The sequence below is a fragment of the Candidatus Hydrothermales bacterium genome (assembly GCA_039630235.1).
In the GTDB taxonomy this organism is placed as follows: domain Bacteria; phylum Hydrothermota; class Hydrothermia; order Hydrothermales; family JAJRUZ01; genus JBCNVI01.
Window position 1 is genome coordinate 40,906 of the sequence record JBCNVI010000005.1, and the last position, 20,057, is coordinate 60,962.

Sequence of the window (20,057 nt, forward strand, 5' to 3'; positions counted from 1 at the left end):
AAGTTTTTCTTAAAAATGAACCAAAAAAAATTTGAAACAATATGTGTTCATACAAAAAAAATAAATTATGAAATTAGGGATATTTCAACACCCTTACATTTTTCATCAACTTTTTACTTTGAGTCAGCTGAAGAAGGAGGTGAGCTTTTTCTTGGTACTAAAGAAGGATTTATCTACACAAGGCTCTCAAACCCTACAATAAAAATTCTTGAGGAAACTCTTGCTGAACTTGAGATGGGTGAGAAAGCTCTTGCCTTCTCTTCTGGTATGGGTGCAATATCAGCTCTAATATTTTCTGTTTTAAAAAGGGGAGACAAAGTAATATACTCAGATCCAGTTTACGGTGGAACCTATTCCCTTTTTAAAAGATTAGAACAAAAGGAACTTTTTACCTTTATAGGTATCCCAGCTAGAGATTTTTTAAAAAATTTAAGAAGGGAGATTGACGATAAAACAAAAATTATATATATAGAAACACCTACAAATCCCACTTTGGACATCATTGACATAGAGGAAACATCAAAAATTGCCAAAGAGTATAACATTATTTTAGCTGTTGACAATACCTTTGCAACACCCTACCATCAAAAACCCTTAAAACTTGGAGCTAATGTCGTAATACACTCTCTCACAAAGTATCTTGGAGGACATACTGATTTAATCGGTGGAGCTCTTGTTGGAGAAAAGAAGATTATAGATGAAATCGAAAAGGAAGAAAGAGCCCATATCGGAAGTTGTATTTCTCCATTTAATGCATGGCTTGCTTTAAGAGGAATAAAAACCCTTGCAGTTAGAATGAAAGCACATTCTGATAATGCTCTTTTACTAGCAAAGTTTTTAAGAGAACACCCTAAAGTGGAAAAGGTACTCTATCCTGGGCTTGAAGACTTTGAAATGCACGAGATAGCTAAAAAACAGATGACTAACGGTTTCTCTGGAATGCTCTCTTTTATTCATAAGAACGGAAAAGAAGGGGCAATAAAGTTTATCAATTCACTTGAACTTTGTGTAAAAGCAGTAAGTCTTGGAGCAGTTGAAACCTTAATAGAACACCCTGCTTCAATGACACACTCTTCAATGAATGAGGAGGAACTTTTAAAAGCTGGTATCCATCCAGGTCTTGTTCGAATTTCAGTAGGCATAGAGCATATTGAGGATATAATTAGAGATATAGATAAGGCTTTAAAAAATTCTTGAAAGATAGCAAAATCTGTGTAATTGGCTCGGGAATTTCCGGCATAATGACCCTCTTTTTCTTAGATAAATTTGGTTCCCAAAAATTAACAATATTTGAAAGAGAGTTACTTGCCTCAGGAACAACTGGTAAAAGTGCTGGAATTGTTGTTACTCATCTTTTTGATGAATTAGATATTGAACTTTCAAAGAGAACAATAAAAATATTAGAGGAAATAAATGAGAAAAGCAAATATAAATTTTTAAGGAAATATAGCACAGTAACGGGAACTATAAGGGATAAAGAAAAAGATAAACTTGAGGGTTTGCTGAAGAAAAAATTTATTGAATTTGAAACACTTTCTTTAAAAGAGATTAGAAAAATTTATCCTCTTTTTAAAGAAGAGAAAACTTATATAGTTTCTCATGATGGATTTTATGTTGATGTAGGAGAACTTCTTTATTCAATCTATGTTTATTTAAAAAGTAAAAATCATGAGTTTAGATTCTTTAATGAAGTTGAGGATTTTGAAATAAAAAATAGTAAAGTTAAAAATCTTGTTACAAAAAAGGGAAAATTTTATTTTGATAAATATATAGTTGCGACTGGTATATGGTCAAAGGAAATACTAAAAAGACATGATATAAATATAAACGTAAAGCCCTACAGAACCCAAGTAGCAATCTTAGAGTTTAAAAGGGAAATTAATTTACCAATATATAACGATCTCGATTACGGTATTTATTTAAGAAAAGAGCAGGCAAAAGATATTTTAATTGGAGACGGTACCGAAAGAAAGGAATCTAACATTTATAATTTTAAAAGCTATAACGATGAAGAGTTTTTCTTTGATATTTCAGAGAAGTTACCAAAAATTTTAGATGGGGCAGAGGAATTTCTTTTAAAGGGGGGATGGGCTTTTCTATGCCTAGCAACACCAGATAGAAGGCCAATTGTTTCTAAGGTCGAGGACATTGAGAATTTGTTCTTATTTTGCGGATTTAATGGATTAGGTATTATGAGAGCTCCAGCTCTCTCAGAAATCCTCGCTGAGTGTGTTACTGATGACTTACCGTTGCCAAAAGAATTTAATTTAGATAGATTCAAAGGCCTTAAGGATTTTGAAATTAAAGAGGGATTTTATCCAGATTGAAAAGAGTGCTTTTTGCGACTCATTCTCCCTACTTTATTGGTGGTGAAAAAAGTATGTGGGACTTAATTTTAGGACTGAGGGAACATTTTGAAATAGCACTTCTTGCTCCAGATGGAGAGCTTGCTGAGAAAGCAAGAAAGGAAAAGCTTAAAGTTTTCATTTTACCTCTACAAAACTCAACAATATGGAAAACAAAAAGAAAAATAGTTTTATCTATATTTAAAAGTCAGTTACCTAAAATTTTAAAAAAATTAAGGAAAATTGTAATAAAGTTTGATCCACACCTTATATACACGCATTCTATGAAGATGCATTTACTTTTTTCACTATTTTTTTTAAGAAATAGAAAGAAGCTTGTATGGCACTTTAGAGAAATACCTTCTGGCATTTCAAAGTATATTTTTAAATTTTTTTCAATTTTTCCTGATAGAATAATTGCTGTTTCAAACGCCGTTAAAAAATTTTTCCCCTTTAAAAATAAAGTAACGGTGATATATAATGGAATAGAGGTTCCGGAAAAGTTAGAGGAAGGTAAGATTAAGAAGAAAAGATTTACAGTATTAACGGTTGGAAATATCCAGTACTTAAAATCTCAAGATATTGTTCTTGAATGTGCTAAAAAATTAAAAGATTTTGATTTTTGGGTTGTGGGCGATGCAATCCATCCGGGTGAGATTAATTTCAAAAAAAGGCTTATAAAAAAAATAAAAGATGAAAATATAAAAAATGTTACTTTATGGGGAAAAAGAGAGGATGTTTTTTCCTTTTATAGCGAGTGTGATATTTTTCTTCATATACCCAGAGCAAGAGAGGGATTTGGAAGAGTTGTTGTAGAAGCTATGGCTATGAAAAAACCTGTAATAATAAGTAACATAGAAGCTCTACCAGAAATATTAGGAGAGGCAGGATTAGTTACAAATTTAAATATCAAGGATATTTGTGATAAAATACTTTTATATTACAATAACAGAGACCTAATGAAAGAAATGAGTGAAAGGGGTTACCAAAGGTACAAGAGATTATTTACAGTTAACAGAATGGTTGAAGAGACATTAAAATGCCTGATAGAGATCATATAAAAGTTTTATTTAACCCTCTTTTAGTTTTCATTTTAACAATTTCTTTTATCTATTTTTCCGGTAAAAGTATATCTGAGGGCAACATAAGAATTCCTTTTTCAATTTTTCTATTTTTATTTTCAGCAGCAATAGCAACCTCAATAAGATTTGGAGTTTTTTATCTTTTCTTTTATATTGTTTTTATGGCCTTTTTAAAAAGAGTACTATTTGCAGTCCAAGGTTTTACCTTCTTTGAACCTGCATATCTTGTTACAGATGTTGTTACTATTGTTATGTTTCTTGTCGTTATAAATAGATATAGAGAAAAAATTTTAGCTGCCTATAAAAAAAGCTTTGCCTTTAAAGTTTTACTTTTTCTCCAAATAATTTTCTTTGTTCAGATATTTAATCCCTTACAAGGGAGCTTAATGATTGGTTTAACAGGGTCAAAGTTTCTTTTGATTCCCTCTCTTTTGGCTTATGTTGCTTTTGGAGTAGATAGGAGAGCTTTAAAAATCCTTTTTACTACTCTAACATGGCTTGCCTTAGTTTCTTCTCTTTATGCTATCTATCAGTTTCATAAGGGTTTTTTTGATTTTGAGATTCTTTGGGCAAAAAAATCTGGTATGCATTCACTTTTTCTTGGTGACAGAATAAGACCCTTTTCTTTCTTTCCAAGTCCAAATGAGTTTTCTCTTTTTATAGCAACAGTTGCGTTGATAGAGATTGCAATGAGTAGTTTATCTCCCGGTATTTTATTTACTCTAATAAGGCTTTTCATATACGCCTTAGCCAGTTTCTACGTTAATGTTAGGGCTGGTCCCTTTATATTTCTTTTTCTCTTTCCTCTTCTAATTATTTTTAAGATTTCAAGGAGAGCACTGCCCACTTTATTTTTATACTATTTTGTTTTATTAATCCTCATAAACTTCATTTCAGGAACATCACTTCGAGATTTAAATTTGAAGATAGTAGGTGTAAATCCTGTGTATGTGGAGCATTTTCTTCAAGGAATTATAGATCCTGCAGCTAGGGGGTCATCTTTTATTCATCGTTTAAAGTTATGGAGAAATGCCTTTATAAATGTGCTAAAAAATCCATTCGGACATGGAATCGGAGTTTCAACTTTAGCGGCAAGAAGATTCGGGGGATATGCCTTACATGTAGAAAGTACATTTGTTTCAATGCTTTATTCATGTGGAATTTTTGGATTTTTAAGTCTCATGTTTTTAGTTTTTTATGTGAGTATTAAAGGATTTTTAAAGTTAGTAACTTATAGACACGATAAAATTATGCTCGCTCTTTGGATAGGTTTTGTTTCAATATTTATGGGACAGTGGTTAGTTACATACTTTCAAGGTGCCTTTTTCTGGCTTTCAATGGGCGTTTTATTAAGATGGATAGATTTAAAAGAAGAAATTTAGAAAGTTTTAGTTTACTTTTAATCATTATAACAACCGTTGTTTCTCTTATAGAAATTAGTCTTTTAATTAACCTAAACATAAGAATTTTTCTCTTTATTTTTTTCACCTTCATAGGAATCGCATTAATAATTTTAAATTTTTCTATAGGCTTTTTTTATATTCTTACTTATATTTTTTTAATGCCCTTTTTGAGAAGATTCATTTTGATTTATGAAAAATACGAGCCGATCGAACTTTTGTATCTTGTACCAGATATTCTTACTTTATTCCTGTTTACCTATCTTTTTATTTTAAAAATCCAAGAGTTTAAAAAATTACTTTCCTATACTGAATTTAAAATTCTATTTTTTTTACAAGTTCTAATGTTTATACAAATCTTTAATCCTATACAGGGTTCTTTATACGCCGGTTTTGGGGGAACAAAATTTTTACTTATTCCTTCTCTTTTTTCTTATTTTGCCTATATGATCGAAAACAGTAATTTTAGAAGGATAAGGAATTTTATTATATTTGCAGGTCTTGCTTCACTAGTTTATTCTTACTTTCAATTAAAGTCAAAATTCTTTTTTTTCGAGAGAAATTGGATTTTAATAGTTAGTAGCGAATATAAACAGGTTCTTGAAATGTTAAGCGGAAATATAAGGCCCTTTTCTTTTTTCTCAAGTATTTCAGAGTTTGGTCAGTTTATGGGTATTTCTGCTATTGTGAGTCTTTTCTTCATAAAAAATAAATTAAAATATCTACTTACCTTTCTTTTTATAACGGGAATTATCATATCGGGGGTAAGATCTTCAATTTATGCTTTCCTAATTTGTTCCCTATTTCTTATATTTTTTAAAAGAAGCAATAACTTAAAAGATTTCATAAAATTTTCTATTATCTCCATAGTTTGCTTTACCATTATTGTATCTGCCATAGATATTCCTTCAACTTATGGCACAAAAACCTATGTAGGAAGATTTTTACAAGGAGTCTTTGATCCATTAAGGGAGGGTTCTTCAGTTTATCCAAGATTAGAGACCTGGAAGAAAGTAATAATACATGTCTTTACTAAGAATCCCTTTGGAGCCGGTCTTGGAGTCGCAACGAGAGCCTCTGTGAGACTAGGAGGAATACCTGCAATGCATGACTCAACTTTCTTTGGTATGTTCTCAGCATGTGGAATAGTGGGAGGTTTTTTACTTATTTATCTTGTCTTATCTATTATTTTTAAAAGTATAAACTCAACAGCTGATATAAAGGAGACTGTGAAATTTCCTTTAATTTTAATACTTTTTATAAGTATAGGACAACTTTTAACTCAGTACCTGATAGGTGCCCTATTTTGGGGTTCTATTGGAATGTGGATCAGGGGTTTTTATTTTTATAAACACGGAAAATATAAAGATAATCATTATGAAACAAAAGATAATTCCTGGGGAAAACCTTTAAAAGGGAATCAGCATAAACTTTAACAAAATAAAGATCCTTTTCTGCTGATTTTAAAACATAAACTAGCAAAAAAGAGTCAGGTAAACTTATCTTTCTTCTATCTAAATTTTCAAAAAATGTAAACTTTCTAAAATCAGTAAAGTGTATATTCTCTCTTTTACCCCAAAGTGGTAAAAATAATTTAGAAATCTCAAGGTGAGTAACAATTAGATCATCTTCTTTTGTGTACTTATAGATAAGATTCTTTGTTTCTTTAAAATTTAATAAATATTCTTGATGTTTTCTCATCATTAAATATGTCAAGATCAAACATATGAAAAAAGTAGAAAAGATAAAGGGTTTTTCTAATTTGCCTTTAAAAATTGTATTGAAAACTTTCGCATATCCAATTAGAATAAAAATCACAAAAGGTAAAAAAAATCTTAAACCTGGAATTGATGACAAGATAATATTTTCTTGTATTTCATAATGATAAACATAAAAAAGAAAAATTAAAATAGAGGGTAAAAAGCCAAATAATAAATTTTTCAAATTTTTAATCAACAGGATTCCAAGTAAACCAATAGTTAAAAGCAAAGGATAGTTTATGTTAAGATAAAAGAGATAAATCTTTAAATTTCCCCAAAGATAATTAATAGAAAAATCAAAACCTGGATGTTTACCTCCATATACAAAAAAAATGTAAATGAAAATTAAAGAGCCAGCAAAAAAAGTTAAAATAAAATAACAAATCAAGTTCTTATATCTTCTTTTAATTAAAGAGTCGTAAACGAATAAAAAAGAGTAAAGGAAATTTGTAGGTTTTAAAAGAGTAAAAACAAAAACTGTCATATAAGAAAAAAAATATTTTTGCCTTAAATGAAAATAAAAAGTTAATAAAAACCAAAAAGAAGAAATAAAATCAGGCATAATTGTTCTTGAAAATAAAACGAAAGAGGGATGAAAAATATAAAAAATGAAGTATAAAGGATTAATTTTATATATCTCCAAAATTTTGTAAAAAAGAAAACTAGAAGCTATGTGAAAAAAAAGGGAGACTAAAAAAATATACTCAAAACCAAAATGTAAGGGAATCGCAAGAAAAAAAAGAGAATAATAAGGGGGATACCTTGTAGTAACTCCAATTTTACCATGATGTATAGCAAAACCTAAGGTCCATTCTGGAAGATCTAATTTCAACTCTAAAAGTCTTTGAGCCTGTATTATGTAAACCCTCTCATCAGCAAAAGAATAAAATACAGGATAAAATAAAAAATAAAGTGAAATAAAAGAAATTATTGAAAGAAGAAAAAACAATTTCTCACTTCTCATGAAGAAGAGAATCTTTTTTTATTATAAAATTCTCAAGCACAAGTACATCTAAACCACTTCTAATAAAAGTTGAAAAGGCATCTTCTGGTGAATTTACAATAGGCTCTCCCTTTAGATTAAAAGAAGTGTTAAGTATCATAGGAATACCAGTTTCTTTGTAAAACTTCAAAATAAGCTTATAATATCTGGGATTTTCCTCCTTATATACAAATTGGGGTCTAGCTGAAAAATCTACATGAGTAACTGCCTTAATTTTTTCCCACTTTTCTTTCTTAACAGGTACTACATAAAGCATAAACCTAAAAGGATGCTGCTCCTTTTCTTTTTCAGTTATTTCAAACCAATCTTCAGCATGCTCTATAAGCACTGAAGGTGCAAAAGGCCTATAAGGTTCTCTAAATTTAATTTTTGTATTAACAATATCTTTCATCTCCTTTATTCTCGGATCCGCAAGAATTGACCTATTGCCAAGCGCTCTTGGACCCCACTCAAACTTTCCATGAAACCATCCTATCACTTTCCCATTTAAAAGCTCCTCAACTACCTTTTCGATCAACCTGTCTTCATCCTCATAATAAACTGCAATATCTTTTATGTTATTCTTTGACAAAAAAAGATTTATTTCCTCTGCTGAGTAACTTTTTCCAAAGGAAGCATTTTTCATAACAAAGTTTCTTTTTGAACCAAGCATCATATGTTCAACACAAAGTGCTGCTCCTAAAGCCCCTCCAGCATCTCCAGCTGCAGGCTGAATAAACACCTCCTCAAAGGGAAGACTTTTATAAATCTTCCAATTGGCCACTGAATTTAGAGCAACTCCACCTCCCAAACATAGGTATTTAAGATTTGTCATTCTATAGGCTTCTTTTGCCAAGTTTATAAGAGCCTCCTCCAAGACACTTTGAATTGATGCTGCAATGTTTGCGTAATTCTCCTGTTCCATTGCCATTTTCTCATATTCAAATTTATCCGGCTTTTCACCAAAGTAACTCGGCCAACCAGTTTCACGAGTAAAAAACTTAGACGCTGGATTGCGAGGTTTGCCAAATAACTTTAAAAACTTTTCTGAATAAGTTCTGTCAAGGGATTTATGAAAGGAAAAATAATCAAGATTTAAACTAAAAGAGCCATCATCATAAAGATTTATAAGTTTTTTCACCTCCTCAACATGCTTAGGATAACCGTAAGGAGCCATTCCCATAACCTTATACTCACCTTCATTTACTTCAAATCCTAAAAAAGCTGTAAAGGTTGAGTAAAGTAAACCCAGTGAGTGGGGAAAATAAATTTCCTTAATCATTTCAATGTTATTTCCACGCCCAACACTTATTGCTGTTGTAGTCCACTCACCCACCCCGTCTACTGTGAGAATAACAGCCTCCTCAAAAGGAGAAGGGAAAAAAGCAGAAGAAGCATGAGACAAGTGGTGTGAACAAAAGAGTACCTTTTTTGGTGATATCTTTAATTTGTTACATATAATCTCTCTTATCCAGAGCTTTTCTCCTAAAAGATTTCTCATTGAAGCAGCAAAAACAAAGGGATGAAAGGGAAAATTTAAAAATTGAGTCTTAATAACTCTTTCAAACTTTAAAAAGGGTTTTTCGTAAAAGACAACATAATCAAGATCTTTACTTAAAAGCCCAGCCTCTTTTAATACAAATTCAATGGACTTTTCAGGGAAACTTGCATCTCCTTTTTTTCTTGAGAAACGTTCTTCCTGAGCTAGGGCAACTGGTACCCCATCTATGGTTAAAGCTGCAGCTGAATCATGATAAAAAAAAGAAAGACCAAGAATTTTTGCCATTTTTAATATCCCTCACTTTCAAAATCTTTTAAACTATAACCAATTCTTTTACTCTTGAGCCACATAGAACTTTCCCTTTTAAATTTAAGATTTGATAGTAAACGATAAAATATCGCAATTATACCAAAAATTGAGTAATAAAAAATTAAAAGAAAAAATATTGTAATTGCTTCTAAGAGAATTACAAATATATCTTTTAAAATCTTAAAAAAGATACTAAAAATTTTTTTCATTAGTAAGTTCTAAAATAAAGTGTATATAAAAGGACCAAGTGGGCTTGATTGTAAGAAAATAACAAAGAAGAAGAAAATAAGTAATACTAAAACAATTGGAATTAACCACCACATTTTATTTCTCCACAAAAAAAACAAAAGATCCCTTGCTATTTTAAATCGAATAGAAAAAGACCAGAAGAAGTTATAAAAATTTTGAAAAAAATTTTTCATATGCTTATTTTAAAAAAAGAGAATCTATAATTTCCAATACTTTTGCTGTTACAAGTTTATGCCCCTTTTCTGTAAAGTGACTATCCCATTTTCTATAAGATCTTTCCTTACCATCTAAGATCTCTTTTAAGTCTATCACGTTTATCCCCTTATTTTTAAGTAAATCAAAAAGTCTCTCTCTTAAAATTCTCTGAGGTTTAAAATCTTCTTCAGTTATAAATGCCTTAAAATATTCCCTATAAGAAGGATCCACATCTATAGCAAAGGGAATTAAAAAAACATATAGAACTATATTTTTTTTCTTTAACTCCTCATCCATTTTTAAAATCCAACTTGCTGTTGCTTCTAACATTTTAATATCAACTTTCGTATCAGTTTTATCTTTCTTTTCTTTCTTTAAGGCATATTTTATCAAGCTTTCAACCCACTTTCCGCTTAAGTACTCCTGATCCTCCTTTTTTTCATTTAGCTCATCCCACATCCTTTTTCCCCCTTTACGTAAAATTTTCTCTATTTTTTCCGGAGAAATACTTGGAAGATAGTGTTTACTCATATACTCTGAAAGTAACTTTATACCATCTTCATAGGGTAATCCTGCAATACTTTTTAAATACTCAAATTCATCTTTTACTCTTTTTGCTTTTGAAATAAAAATGGGGAATTGAGTTCTGTTTATAACTAGCCAAGTAAAACGCGGCATTAACTTTCCAAGTGCTGAAGGCAATGGATGTTCAGCTATAAGCGGAATAGGTTTATTACCGTAACCTACTTTAACAAAATCATTCTGAGAAGCAAAAAATAAAAAGACTGCATCAGGAGACATTTTAAGTCCTATCTCTTTTAACCTATAAAAGTAATGTCTAATATCAGTGTTACTAACACCCAAATTTATACATTCAATAAAATCAATACCTCGATTTAGTAGAGATTCTTCACAATATCCTGAAAGAGTATTTTTACAAAAGATACCCTCTAGAAATGAATCTCCTAAAAAAATGATTCTTTTTTTTCCAGGGGGTTTTAAAATCTCTCTTTCCTTATCTCTTAGACCAAAGGAGTTAAAATTTCCTCCTATTCTTTGAGCCCACTCTTTTGTAACTATGATTGGCCTTAGTTTATAGTAAGGCCAAGGTGGAACATAAAAGGAACCTAAAAACTCAAGTATTAATCCAGAAAAAAAGATAAGTAAAATTGTATATAAGTGTAAAAACAAGAAGGACTTTGTATAGAGTCTATTTTTTAATATTAATCTGAGGGAAAAAAGGGTAAAGAAAAGGAAAAGACAGAAAATAGAGAAAATTATTAAAGTAGCTAAAACTACCCATAATTTATGGAAAAAGCCATACAGAGCTGGATTAAATCTTTCTTCTGCAGTAATATACCAGTAACCTACAAGAAGAGAAAAAATTGAAAATATTAATGAAAGGGCGTATAGTTTTTTTATTTCTTTTATTAAAAAAAGGGAGATTAAATAATTTAAAATTATAAGCATTATTCCTGAAATAAAAAGAAGTGGCTGAACTGGTTCAAATCCTGAGGGTTTTAGATTTAAAAAAGTTATACTAAGGGATGTAATAATTAAAAAAATACTTAAAATTAAAAGAAAGATTCTTAAAAACCACATAGCTAAATTAATGTGTCTCAACTTTTATAATAATACAAATCTGACTTTTTTTCAAATTAGTTTTACTGACTTATAATTAAAGATTTAAAATGAAGAAAAAATTTACAAGGGGTGAATCTTTCTTAGATAACTTTCTTGCAATTTTAAGATCAAAAAAGGCTGACTCTTTAATACCGGATGATAAAAGAAAAGGGACTATACTTGATATTGGTTGTGGACTTTTTCCCTATTTTTTAACTAAAACTAAATTTAAAACAAAAGTAGGTGTTGATAAAATAAAGATAGAAAATGTTGAGGGAATAAAGATTATAAATATAAACATCGAGAAAATTAATTATCTTCCATTTAAGGATGAAACCTTTGATGTTGTTACCTCCTTGGCAGTTTTTGAACACATAGAAAGAGCAAAGATTTTAAAAATTTTTAAAGAAATAAAAAGAATATTAAAAAAGGGAGGATTTTTGATTTTAACAACACCAAATTATTTTTCTGACTTTTTACTTAAAGCTATGGCGAAATTAAGAATTGTAAGCCATGAGGAGATATTAGAACATAAAAAACTATTTAAAAAAAAAGAGTTAATAGAACTTCTTGTAAGGGCAGGTTTTGAAAGAAAAAACATTGAAGCAGGCTACTTTGAATTGGGATTTAATATATACGTAAGGGCGAAAAAGTAAGTTTGATTTTTTTATAAACTTAATTTATAATAATCTATAATTTTAAAAAGGCGGGTGTAGCTCAGGTGGTAGAGCTCCAGCTTCCCAAGCTGGATGTCGCGGGTTCGAGTCCCGTCACCCGCTTTTAAACAATTTTTATATCTAAAATTTTTTTTCACCATAGAACAAAGCTTGGCCAGCTTATAAGAGTGCCATTTAAATTAATTCCACCAAAAACTAAAGTAAGAATTCTATCAGGACCAATAAAGAATTCAAAAATTATTTATGGTTCAGGTCTTATTTCCCAATGGCTTGGAATTTACGAAAAAGAAATCATTAAGAAAATAATAAAAGAATTAAAACCTAACAAAATATACTACGACATAGGTGCTCACGTAGGTTACTACACCATTTTATTTTCTAAATTTGCAAAACTTGTATACTCCTTTGAACCTGAACCAACTAACTTTTACTTTTTAAAAGAAAATTTAAAATTAAACAGAATTAAAAACGTTAAAATCTTAAATATAGCAATTTATTCTGAAAACAGAGAGTTTAATTTTGACATTAAAGATGACAGAACAGAGGGCAAAATTAAAGATAACGGAATCTTAAAAGTTTGTGCTTTCACTATTGACTATCTTTGCCTGATGAAAAATTTATACTTTCCAGATTTGATGAAAATAGATGTTGAGGGCGCGGAACTCGAGGTATTAAAGGGAGCAATAAAAATTTTAAACCTTAAAAAGCCAAAAATTTTAATAAGTTTTCACAGTGAAGATTTAAAGAAAGATACTATTCTTTTTCTTTCTAATATAGGTTATAATGTAAAAAAAATCAAAGAAGATATTTTCTTATTCAAATGAGGGTTCTTTATTTTCTAAAATCGAAGTCAAGGGGCGGACTTGAGATTTACTTTCTTAAAACTGCGCAAAAACTGAAAGAAAAAAATATCGATGTCCATCTTTTTTTCCCTAAATCATCAAGTCTTTTCACAAATTTAAAAGTTTTAAAATTAAGAGAAACACTTTTTAAAAGTTGGGACATAGTTCATTTTTTCAAATCTTCAGATCTTGTATACTCTCTTTTATTGAAAGCAAAAAAATTTTTTCATACAAACATGATGGGACTCTCTGTTTCAAAAAAAGATTTATACCACAAAATTTTATATAGTAAGATTGATAAGATTTTTGCAATTTCAGAGGCAGTTAAAAGGGAACTATGTGAAAATTTACCTGTAAATGAAGACAAAGTAATTTTGATTTATCCAGGAATAGATACAGAATTTTTTAAGAAAGACAAGAATTTGAGAAAGCAATTTAGAAACAAGTTTAAAATAAAAGAAGAAGATATAGTAATATCAAATACTTCAAGAATAGAGGAAAAAAAGGGACAAAGAGAATTATTGATAGTTTTCAACGAATTATCTAAAAAGTTTGATAATATAAAGCTTTTTTTTCAAGGTCACGCTGAGGATAAAAAATATTTCAATGATTTAAAAAAAATCGCAGGAGAAAATGTTTTTTTTCTTAAGTTTAGTGAGGATATAAGGCCTCTTCTTTTCGCCTCAGACATTTACGTTTTTCCTTCTCATGGTGAGGCACTCGGTTTTTCTTTAATTGAGGCAATGAGCTCAGAACTAGCATGTGTTGCTTTTAGCGAAAGAGCAATCCCCGAAATAATAGAAGATGGAATATCAGGTTTTTTAGTTAAAAATAAAAATCTACTAGATTTGAAAAATAAAATTGAAATTCTTATTAAAAATAAAGATTTAAGATTAGAAATGGGAAAAAGGGCAAGAAAAGTGGTTATTGAAAAGTTCAATTTTGAAAATTATATAAACAAACTTTTGTCGTTTTATTCTTTATAAGCGTAAATTAATATATTCGCATCTCCCTTTAAATTTTCTAAGAGGCTTTTTTTATCATAATTTTTTATCTCAAACAGAATCTCTTTTATCAATTCTTCTCTATTTTTAAAAGCCCCCCTCAGTAATATTTTAAACTTGTCAAAGAGTGTGTTGACTTTAAAGAGATATAAAAGATTTCTAAATCTCTCCTTAAAAATATCTATTCTTCCTGAACCGTAATAAAAATAATTAAGGATAGAAAAATTATAAGCTCTAAGAAGATGAGTAAGAGAATTTAAACTGTAAAGTCTTATATGATAAGGATTAAAACCTATAAATTTTTCTTTATAAATCTCTATATCGCGTGATTCAGAGTTAGGGGTATCTATTACTAATTTAGTGCCTTTTTTAGATATAAGAGACAAAGAATTCATAAAGGAGTGGGGATCCTTAATATGCTCAATTAAATCAATTAAAAGGATAAGATCGTACCTTTCATCAGTTAGTTTTGCATATTCTTCAAGAGTTCCATTGAAAACCTCAACATTAAATTTTCTTTGGGCATAAAGACAAGCCTCTTTCGATATTTCCACTCCCTTAGCAGAATAACCCATTTGTTTAAGAATATATAGAAGATAACCTCTACCCGAACCTATTTCAATAATTTTTGAATTAGGGGATAACTCGAGATTTGAAAAAACTCTTTTATATTGAAGAGAGACTCTTTTTAATTCAGAAATTTCATCTCTTAAAAAAAAGTAATAGCTTTTACCGTATAGTCTTTTTAAATCCCTATTGCTGTATGTTGGAAAATTAAAAAGAAGTGAGCAATCTTTGCACTTATAAATATAGAATAAAGATTTAACGGTAAAAAACTTAATTTTAATAAAAAGGGCCGAATTTTGAGAAAAACACACTGGACATTTTATTTGCATGACAAAAGTATTATTTCTCATTTATAATTTTATGATGATTTTGAAAATAATTATAACCTATTACATATGGGCGCAGAGCAGCTGGGAGGGGGGAGCTAATCAGTTCTACTTTTATGATACAACTAAATACTTAAATATAGAAAACTTAGATCCGTATAAGCCCCGCGGCAGTTTATCTCTCAGCTATAAAGGTTTTCTTCAAATTTTTCAATTAGACACCTCTTCCCTCTCAAGAGTTACAAAAATAAAAGAAATTGATAACGTTTACTATTTTTTAAAGTCTTATCCTACAGCGAAGATCTTTTTTAGCCTTGACCTTGTAAATCTTCAGAGTTTTCCAGATTTTCCCTATCCTCAATACTTTCTAGTTGAATCTGTCCATGATATATTAAAAAAGGGTAATTTTTTTATTGTCTGCGGAAAAAAATACTGGGCTGAGGTTGGATTTATCTACAAGTTTGATAGAAATCAAAACAGTTGGTTATGGCCTCCCTTACAGATTGGTGGTGTTCAAAACATTTATGGTTTTATCGACAACTTTCCACCTACTTACATAACTGCCTTCTCAAAAGGGACCTATCAATTAATAAAATCAAATGACCTTTTTTCTACCTTTTCAACCTTTCAAATCTCCCCTGGCTTAGCAGCTGAAAAAATTGTTCTTGCACCTGACAATTCTATTCAAGATACACTCCTTGTTGGTATATTTTTCCTGAGTGGACTCAGAAATATATATTATTCAGATTACAATCCTCCTGAAGGAAGTTGGTATAATTATTATCCTACTTGGAAATCCTTTGAAGCTGGTGAAATCACCTATAGACCAAATCCAGATTATGTTTATATACCTATCAGTAAGGCTGAAAGTAGCTTAATTAGACTTTTTAACGTAAGAACAAAAACTATTGATACAACTATATATATTGATAATTCTGCTAGTTTTAAAGGTTTAACTCTTGGTGTAGATAAAAATCTTTATGCAGCAACCATTAATAAGATTTATAGGAGCCATGATGGTAAAAAATTTGAAGTTTTAGGTTCTGTTCCAAAAGCTTTTACAATACTTCAAACATCTGATTATGAACTTCTCATCGGAACAACTAATCCTGCAAAAATTTTCAAATCCTTTTACTCTGACTCAGGAGTTATAGAATCTTCAATCTTTATTTCTCGCGACAAAAAAGAGGGTAAAACATTGTTTAAAAGAATATACATAGAGGGTGAGAATATAAATTACGTGAAAATACAAATAAGAGGGGATACTCTAGATTCACTTAAGTCGGCAAGCCCGTGGGATCACATTCCTTATCTTCAAAGTGGCGATACAATTACACACCTTAATCCTAAATTTATTTATTTTCAGTACAGAATAAAGATGTATAAAACAGAAAATAATAAGACACCAATTGTTGATAAGATTTACTTTGTCTATGATCTTGATACTACAGGCCCCTACATACTAAGCTCTTATATAAGTGATGGAAACTTTTCACAAGATGGGGTTGATTTTGACGATAGACTCGTAATAGTTTTCAGTGAAGAAACTAATACACCCCGTATTAGCCTATCTGGAATTGATACATTGTTTTATATTTCTGGCGGAAAAACACTAGTTGGGAGCGATTCAATAAGATGGAAAAGTTCTGATACTTTAGAAGTTTTTATATATAATTCTCTTGCACCACCGCAAAATGGTGATACCATAAAAATTTTAAAGAGATTTATAAGTGATGAGTGGGGCAATAAAAGGCTTTCTTTCGCGGTGATTAATGGCTCCTATGACGACTTTGTTCCACCTAAGCTAAAAAAAGTCTTACTCTCGGATGGAACCTTTCATAGTGACGGTGTTGAAAATGGGGACAGTGTAATAATGATTTTTTCGGAGAAAACAAACACACCTTATATTCCACCTGAATCCCTTGATTTTTGGTTTCCTTTAAAGAATAGATCTTGGCTAGGTGAGGGTTACAGTTTAGAAACAACTTGGAAATCTCAAGAAGTTTTTGTAGTTTTATTCTCAGGTGAAGGCAGAGAGCCTATTTTGAAAGATGACTCTATCTCAGTTTCAAATAGAAATAAAATTGAAGATCTTGCAGGGAACAGAATAATGCCACAGAAGATAAAAACTGAAGGTTCTTTAGATAAACAAAGACCTAAAATTTATTCTTCAATTTTTTATGACTTTATACCATACTCTACTAATCCAAATTCTAATTTTGACCACACTTTGATTAGGTTTACAGAACCTATTTATCTTTTGGGAGATGTTAACAGCTCCAACATTAATTCAGTTTTCAAATTATCCTTTAATCACTCTTGGTTAAGTGGAAATGGTGAAATCTTAAGAAGTGAACTCTTAAATGACACAATTTTCTTAATCCAATTTTCAACATCTGGAGGAAACCCAACAGTTTCAGAGGGAGATACGATCACACCTGATACACTCTTTTTTGTAGATAGAAATAAAAACAGAATAACAGGAAAATCAATTTTAGAAAGATATCAAAAACTCAATGAATCTCTTAAAGAACCTAATTTTGTTTTCAGTGCGATTGGTAACAACTTGGTCATCATCTCACGCTATGACTTTAAGTTAAAGCTTTATGATTTAGGAGGAAGAAAGGTTTTAGAAAAGAATTATAAAAGCGGACTGAATAAACTAAGTTTTAATTTCACTCCAGGACAATACTTTTTAAGTATAGAAAGGAACAATAAGGAAATTTTAAAGAAAAAGATTTTTTTAATAGAAAAAAATTTGTTAATAGATGAAAGATAAGGTAACAATAAAAATTCCAAGACCCTTATACAACAAACTAAAAAAAATAATTGAAGGAACAGGATTTTCAAGTGTTAACGAATTTATTGTTTATATTTTAAGAGACTTGGCCTCCGCAAAAGAGGAATACCGAGAAGATTTCTCTAAAGATGAAATTAACAAAATAAAGGAAAAACTCAAAAAATTGGGATATTTATAAAAATTTCATATTGACAGTTAGGCTACAATTGGAGTATAATTAGAGTATGAATGTATTAATTTTAATTTTAAGTTCTTTCTTTTTTGAATTTATTGACAGTGCAATAGGTATGGGATACGGGACATCCTTAACGCCTTTTTTAATTTTACTTGGTTTTTCACCTAAGGTTATTGTTCCCTGTATTCTTTTCTCTGAGTTTGTGACAGGAATCTTAGCAGGTTTATTTCATCATATATTTGGTAATGTAAAATTTGATTTTAGGAAAGATGAAGCTGTTTTAAAGAGGCTTTCTGGACTGGGTTATATTCCAAAGTCAGAAGATGCTAAAGTAAGCTATTTTCTTACCATATTTGGTGTTATAGGGGCTATAATTTCTTCTTCAATTTCTATTAATTTACCTAAAGAAATTGTAACTCTTTATATTGCAATAATGGTGACAGCAATAGGAGTATACATTATTATTAACTTAAACAGAAATATAACTTTCAATTGGAAAACCTTCATTTTCATTTCTCTTTTAAGTGGCTTTAATAAAGGGATATCAGCAGGTGGTTATGGTCCTCTTGTTACTGGAGGTCAAATTATTTCTGGCCGAAACGTAAAAAGTTCAATAGGAACCACTTCTTTTGCAGAAGGTTTTATATCCCTTGTATCTTTTTCCATTTATACCATAATGGGCAAAAATATAAATTTTAAACTAATAATTCCTTTACTTATTGGTAGCCTTTTATCTGTTCCCTTCTCAGCTTTATTTGTGAAAAAGGCACCTGAAAAGGAACTAAAACTTGCAACAGGTTTAATTATAGTTATTCTTGGGTTATCAAACATTTTTAAACTCTTTTAAATTTTTTTATAATTTCTTAATGAAGAACAAAATTTCAATACTTGTGATTGCTTTTTTTGCTTCTTTTATGACACCCTTTATGAACTCAAGCATAAATGTCCTTTTACCTGATATGGGTAAAAATTTAAATTTATCGGCAAAAACTTTATCATGGATAGCTACATCTCATCTTCTCTCACTTTCCATATTTCTTTTGCCCTTTGGTAAAATAGGTGATATTTACGGAAAAAGAAGAATCTTTTTATTAGGACTTTTAACTCATTCACTATCTTCTTTTTTAATTTCTATCTCCTCTATACCTTTTTTAATCATATTTTTTAGATTGATTCAAGGAATCGGTTCAGCTATGGTTTTCGGTATGGGTCTTTCAATTTTAACAGAAATATTTCCTCCTTCTGAAAGGGGTAAAGCATTTGGTATAAACTCTGCCTCTATATATACTGGACTTTCTTTAGGTCCTTTACTTGGCGGAATATTAACAAAAGAATTTGGATGGAGAAGTCTCTTTGTTTTTAATTCAATTTTTTCATTAATATCAGTCCTGTTTCTTTTATTCTCTTTAAAGAAAGAATTTGAGACTATTAGAAACGAAAAATTTGATTTTCTTAGTTTTTTAATATACGGCCTTTCACTAGCAACCCTTGTGTATGGATTCACTGTAATCAATCAGAGCCATGGACTCCTATACTTTCTAGCTGGAGTCCTTATTTTAATTTTTTTTATAAATTTTGAAGCAAAAAGAAGTTCACCATTACTTGAAATCAACTTATTTAAAAAAAATCCTACTTTTTTATTTTCAAATCTTGCGACGTTTATAAACTATGCTTCTACATCCGGAGTGAGTTTACTTTTAAGTCTTTATCTCCAATACATAAAAGGTATAAATCCAAGAGAAACAGGAATAATCCTTTTATCTCAACCAATTGTTATGGCACTAATTTCTCCCCTTGCCGGAAGAATATCAGATAAGATTAGTCCTGGTTTTGTTGCTTCTTTCGGCATGTTTATCACTTTTATATCCTTATCACTTTTTACATCACTTGAGAACTCAACAGAAACTGTGTTTATCTTACTTAACCTTATTCTTATGGGTTTAGGTATAGGCACATTTGCTCCCCCAAATATTAAATGTGTGATGAGTTCAGTTGACAAAAGATTTTACGGGGTATCTGCCTCTATGGTCGCAACAATGAGAGTTTTAGGACACCTCTTTAGCGTAGCAATAGTAACTCTTATTCTTAGCTATTTTTTAGAGGGGAAAAATATAAACAACACTAATTTAAACTTACTTTTAAAAGGAACTAAAACATCTCTTTTATTATTTTCGGTTCTTTCTCTTTTAGGTATTTTCGTTTCTTTAAAAAGAAAATAAC

General features: G+C 30.0%; 18 protein-coding genes and 1 tRNA gene. 13 read left to right on the plus strand and 6 right to left on the minus strand.

The genetic code is table 11. The features are described from left to right. The first annotated feature begins 15 nt into the window (after positions 1–15). From ABDH49_05880 to ABDH49_05900, 5 genes are read left to right on the plus strand one after another with little or no spacing between them, the layout of a single operon-like run. Complete coding sequence (locus tag ABDH49_05880) at positions 16–1,197, plus strand: aminotransferase class I/II-fold pyridoxal phosphate-dependent enzyme (protein ID MEN3046490.1); 1,182 nt, start codon at positions 16–18, stop codon at positions 1,195–1,197. Continuing rightward, positions 1,194–2,327, plus strand: a complete 1,134-nt coding sequence (locus tag ABDH49_05885) for an FAD-binding oxidoreductase (GenBank protein MEN3046491.1) — start codon at positions 1,194–1,196, stop codon at positions 2,325–2,327. The genes ABDH49_05880 and ABDH49_05885 overlap by 4 nt, the downstream gene beginning before the upstream one ends. Before the next feature lie 5 nt (positions 2,328–2,332). Then, on the plus strand, positions 2,333–3,406 hold the full coding sequence (locus tag ABDH49_05890) for a glycosyltransferase family 4 protein (protein MEN3046492.1): 1,074 nt from the start codon (positions 2,333–2,335) through the stop codon (positions 3,404–3,406). After that, complete coding sequence (locus tag ABDH49_05895) at positions 3,385–4,809, plus strand: hypothetical protein (GenBank protein ID MEN3046493.1); 1,425 nt, start codon at positions 3,385–3,387, stop codon at positions 4,807–4,809. The genes ABDH49_05890 and ABDH49_05895 overlap by 22 nt, the downstream gene beginning before the upstream one ends. Then, the gene (locus ABDH49_05900; protein MEN3046494.1) at positions 4,782–6,263 is read left to right on the plus strand and encodes a hypothetical protein; all 1,482 of its coding nucleotides are present in this window, start codon (positions 4,782–4,784) and stop codon (positions 6,261–6,263) included. The genes ABDH49_05895 and ABDH49_05900 overlap by 28 nt, the downstream gene beginning before the upstream one ends. Here the strand turns inward: ABDH49_05900 and ABDH49_05905 are convergent. From ABDH49_05905 to ABDH49_05925, 5 genes are read right to left on the minus strand one after another with little or no spacing between them, the layout of a single operon-like run. Then, positions 6,157–7,536 carry a hypothetical protein gene (locus ABDH49_05905; protein ID MEN3046495.1) on the minus strand — a complete coding sequence of 460 codons (1,380 nt, stop codon included), beginning with the start codon at positions 7,534–7,536 and terminating at the stop codon, positions 6,157–6,159. The genes ABDH49_05900 and ABDH49_05905 overlap by 107 nt on opposite strands. 4 nt (positions 7,537–7,540) lie before the next feature. Further along, positions 7,541–9,355, minus strand: a complete 1,815-nt coding sequence (locus ABDH49_05910; GenBank protein MEN3046496.1) for a carbamoyltransferase N-terminal domain-containing protein — start codon at positions 9,353–9,355, stop codon at positions 7,541–7,543. A gap of 2 nt (positions 9,356–9,357) precedes the next feature. After that, complete coding sequence (locus ABDH49_05915) at positions 9,358–9,588, minus strand: hypothetical protein (GenBank protein MEN3046497.1); 231 nt, start codon at positions 9,586–9,588, stop codon at positions 9,358–9,360. Between the two features lie 9 nt (positions 9,589–9,597). Next, positions 9,598–9,801: a DUF5989 family protein gene (locus tag ABDH49_05920; protein MEN3046498.1), complete on the minus strand. Its 204-nt coding sequence runs from the start codon at positions 9,799–9,801 to the stop codon at positions 9,598–9,600. A 4-nt stretch (positions 9,802–9,805) separates the two neighbouring features. After that, positions 9,806–11,446: a hypothetical protein gene (locus ABDH49_05925; GenBank protein MEN3046499.1), complete on the minus strand. Its 1,641-nt coding sequence runs from the start codon at positions 11,444–11,446 to the stop codon at positions 9,806–9,808. 68 nt (positions 11,447–11,514) lie between these two features. Here ABDH49_05925 and ABDH49_05930 point away from each other — a divergent pair, with 68 nt between their 5' ends. From ABDH49_05930 to ABDH49_05945, 4 genes are all read left to right on the plus strand, one after another. Further along, positions 11,515–12,102, plus strand: coding sequence for a methyltransferase domain-containing protein (locus ABDH49_05930; GenBank protein MEN3046500.1), 588 nt, complete (start codon positions 11,515–11,517; stop codon positions 12,100–12,102). 50 nt (positions 12,103–12,152) lie between these two features. Beyond that, positions 12,153–12,225 (plus strand) — tRNA-Gly (locus ABDH49_05935). A 65-nt stretch (positions 12,226–12,290) separates the two neighbouring features. Then, positions 12,291–12,947, plus strand: coding sequence for an FkbM family methyltransferase (locus tag ABDH49_05940; protein MEN3046501.1), 657 nt, complete (start codon positions 12,291–12,293; stop codon positions 12,945–12,947). Beyond that, on the plus strand, positions 12,944–13,951 hold the full coding sequence (locus ABDH49_05945) for a glycosyltransferase family 4 protein (protein ID MEN3046502.1): 1,008 nt from the start codon (positions 12,944–12,946) through the stop codon (positions 13,949–13,951). Before ABDH49_05940 ends, ABDH49_05945 begins: the two co-directional genes overlap by 4 nt. Here the strand turns inward: ABDH49_05945 and ABDH49_05950 are convergent. Then, positions 13,939–14,886: a class I SAM-dependent methyltransferase gene (locus ABDH49_05950; protein MEN3046503.1), complete on the minus strand. Its 948-nt coding sequence runs from the start codon at positions 14,884–14,886 to the stop codon at positions 13,939–13,941. The genes ABDH49_05945 and ABDH49_05950 overlap by 13 nt on opposite strands. 19 nt (positions 14,887–14,905) lie before the next feature. Between ABDH49_05950 and ABDH49_05955 the strand changes: the two genes are divergently transcribed. From ABDH49_05955 to ABDH49_05970, 4 genes are read left to right on the plus strand one after another with little or no spacing between them, the layout of a single operon-like run. Then, complete coding sequence (locus ABDH49_05955) at positions 14,906–17,641, plus strand: hypothetical protein (GenBank protein ID MEN3046504.1); 2,736 nt, start codon at positions 14,906–14,908, stop codon at positions 17,639–17,641. After that, a complete protein-coding gene (locus ABDH49_05960; protein ID MEN3046505.1) occupies positions 17,631–17,840 on the plus strand; it encodes a CopG family transcriptional regulator in 210 nt (69 codons plus the stop codon). Before ABDH49_05955 ends, ABDH49_05960 begins: the two co-directional genes overlap by 11 nt. Positions 17,841–17,886: 46 nt before the next feature. Further along, a complete protein-coding gene (locus tag ABDH49_05965) occupies positions 17,887–18,684 on the plus strand; it encodes a sulfite exporter TauE/SafE family protein (GenBank protein MEN3046506.1) in 798 nt (265 codons plus the stop codon). A 19-nt stretch (positions 18,685–18,703) separates the two neighbouring features. Further along, positions 18,704–20,056, plus strand: coding sequence for an MFS transporter (locus ABDH49_05970; protein ID MEN3046507.1), 1,353 nt, complete (start codon positions 18,704–18,706; stop codon positions 20,054–20,056). Position 20,057 lies beyond the last annotated feature (1 nt).

Excerpts from the sequence above, each read along its gene's own strand:
- ABDH49_05880 (MEN3046490.1), top strand. The coding sequence starts at position 16 with ATGAACCAAAAAAAATTTGAAACAATATGTGTTCATACAAAAAAAATA.
- ABDH49_05895 (MEN3046493.1), top strand. The coding sequence starts at position 3,385 with ATGCCTGATAGAGATCATATAAAAGTTTTATTTAACCCTCTTTTAGTT.
- ABDH49_05900 (MEN3046494.1), top strand. The coding sequence starts at position 4,782 with ATGGATAGATTTAAAAGAAGAAATTTAGAAAGTTTTAGTTTACTTTTA.
- ABDH49_05910 (MEN3046496.1), bottom strand. The coding sequence starts at position 9,355 with ATGGCAAAAATTCTTGGTCTTTCTTTTTTTTATCATGATTCAGCTGCA.
- ABDH49_05915 (MEN3046497.1), bottom strand. The coding sequence starts at position 9,588 with ATGAAAAAAATTTTTAGTATCTTTTTTAAGATTTTAAAAGATATATTT.
- ABDH49_05920 (MEN3046498.1), bottom strand. The coding sequence starts at position 9,801 with ATGAAAAATTTTTTTCAAAATTTTTATAACTTCTTCTGGTCTTTTTCT.
- ABDH49_05930 (MEN3046500.1), top strand. The coding sequence starts at position 11,515 with ATGAAGAAAAAATTTACAAGGGGTGAATCTTTCTTAGATAACTTTCTT.
- ABDH49_05945 (MEN3046502.1), top strand. The coding sequence starts at position 12,944 with ATGAGGGTTCTTTATTTTCTAAAATCGAAGTCAAGGGGCGGACTTGAG.
- ABDH49_05950 (MEN3046503.1), bottom strand. The coding sequence starts at position 14,886 with ATGAGAAATAATACTTTTGTCATGCAAATAAAATGTCCAGTGTGTTTT.
- ABDH49_05960 (MEN3046505.1), top strand. The coding sequence starts at position 17,631 with ATGAAAGATAAGGTAACAATAAAAATTCCAAGACCCTTATACAACAAA.
- ABDH49_05965 (MEN3046506.1), top strand. The coding sequence starts at position 17,887 with ATGAATGTATTAATTTTAATTTTAAGTTCTTTCTTTTTTGAATTTATT.
- ABDH49_05970 (MEN3046507.1), top strand. The coding sequence starts at position 18,704 with ATGAAGAACAAAATTTCAATACTTGTGATTGCTTTTTTTGCTTCTTTT.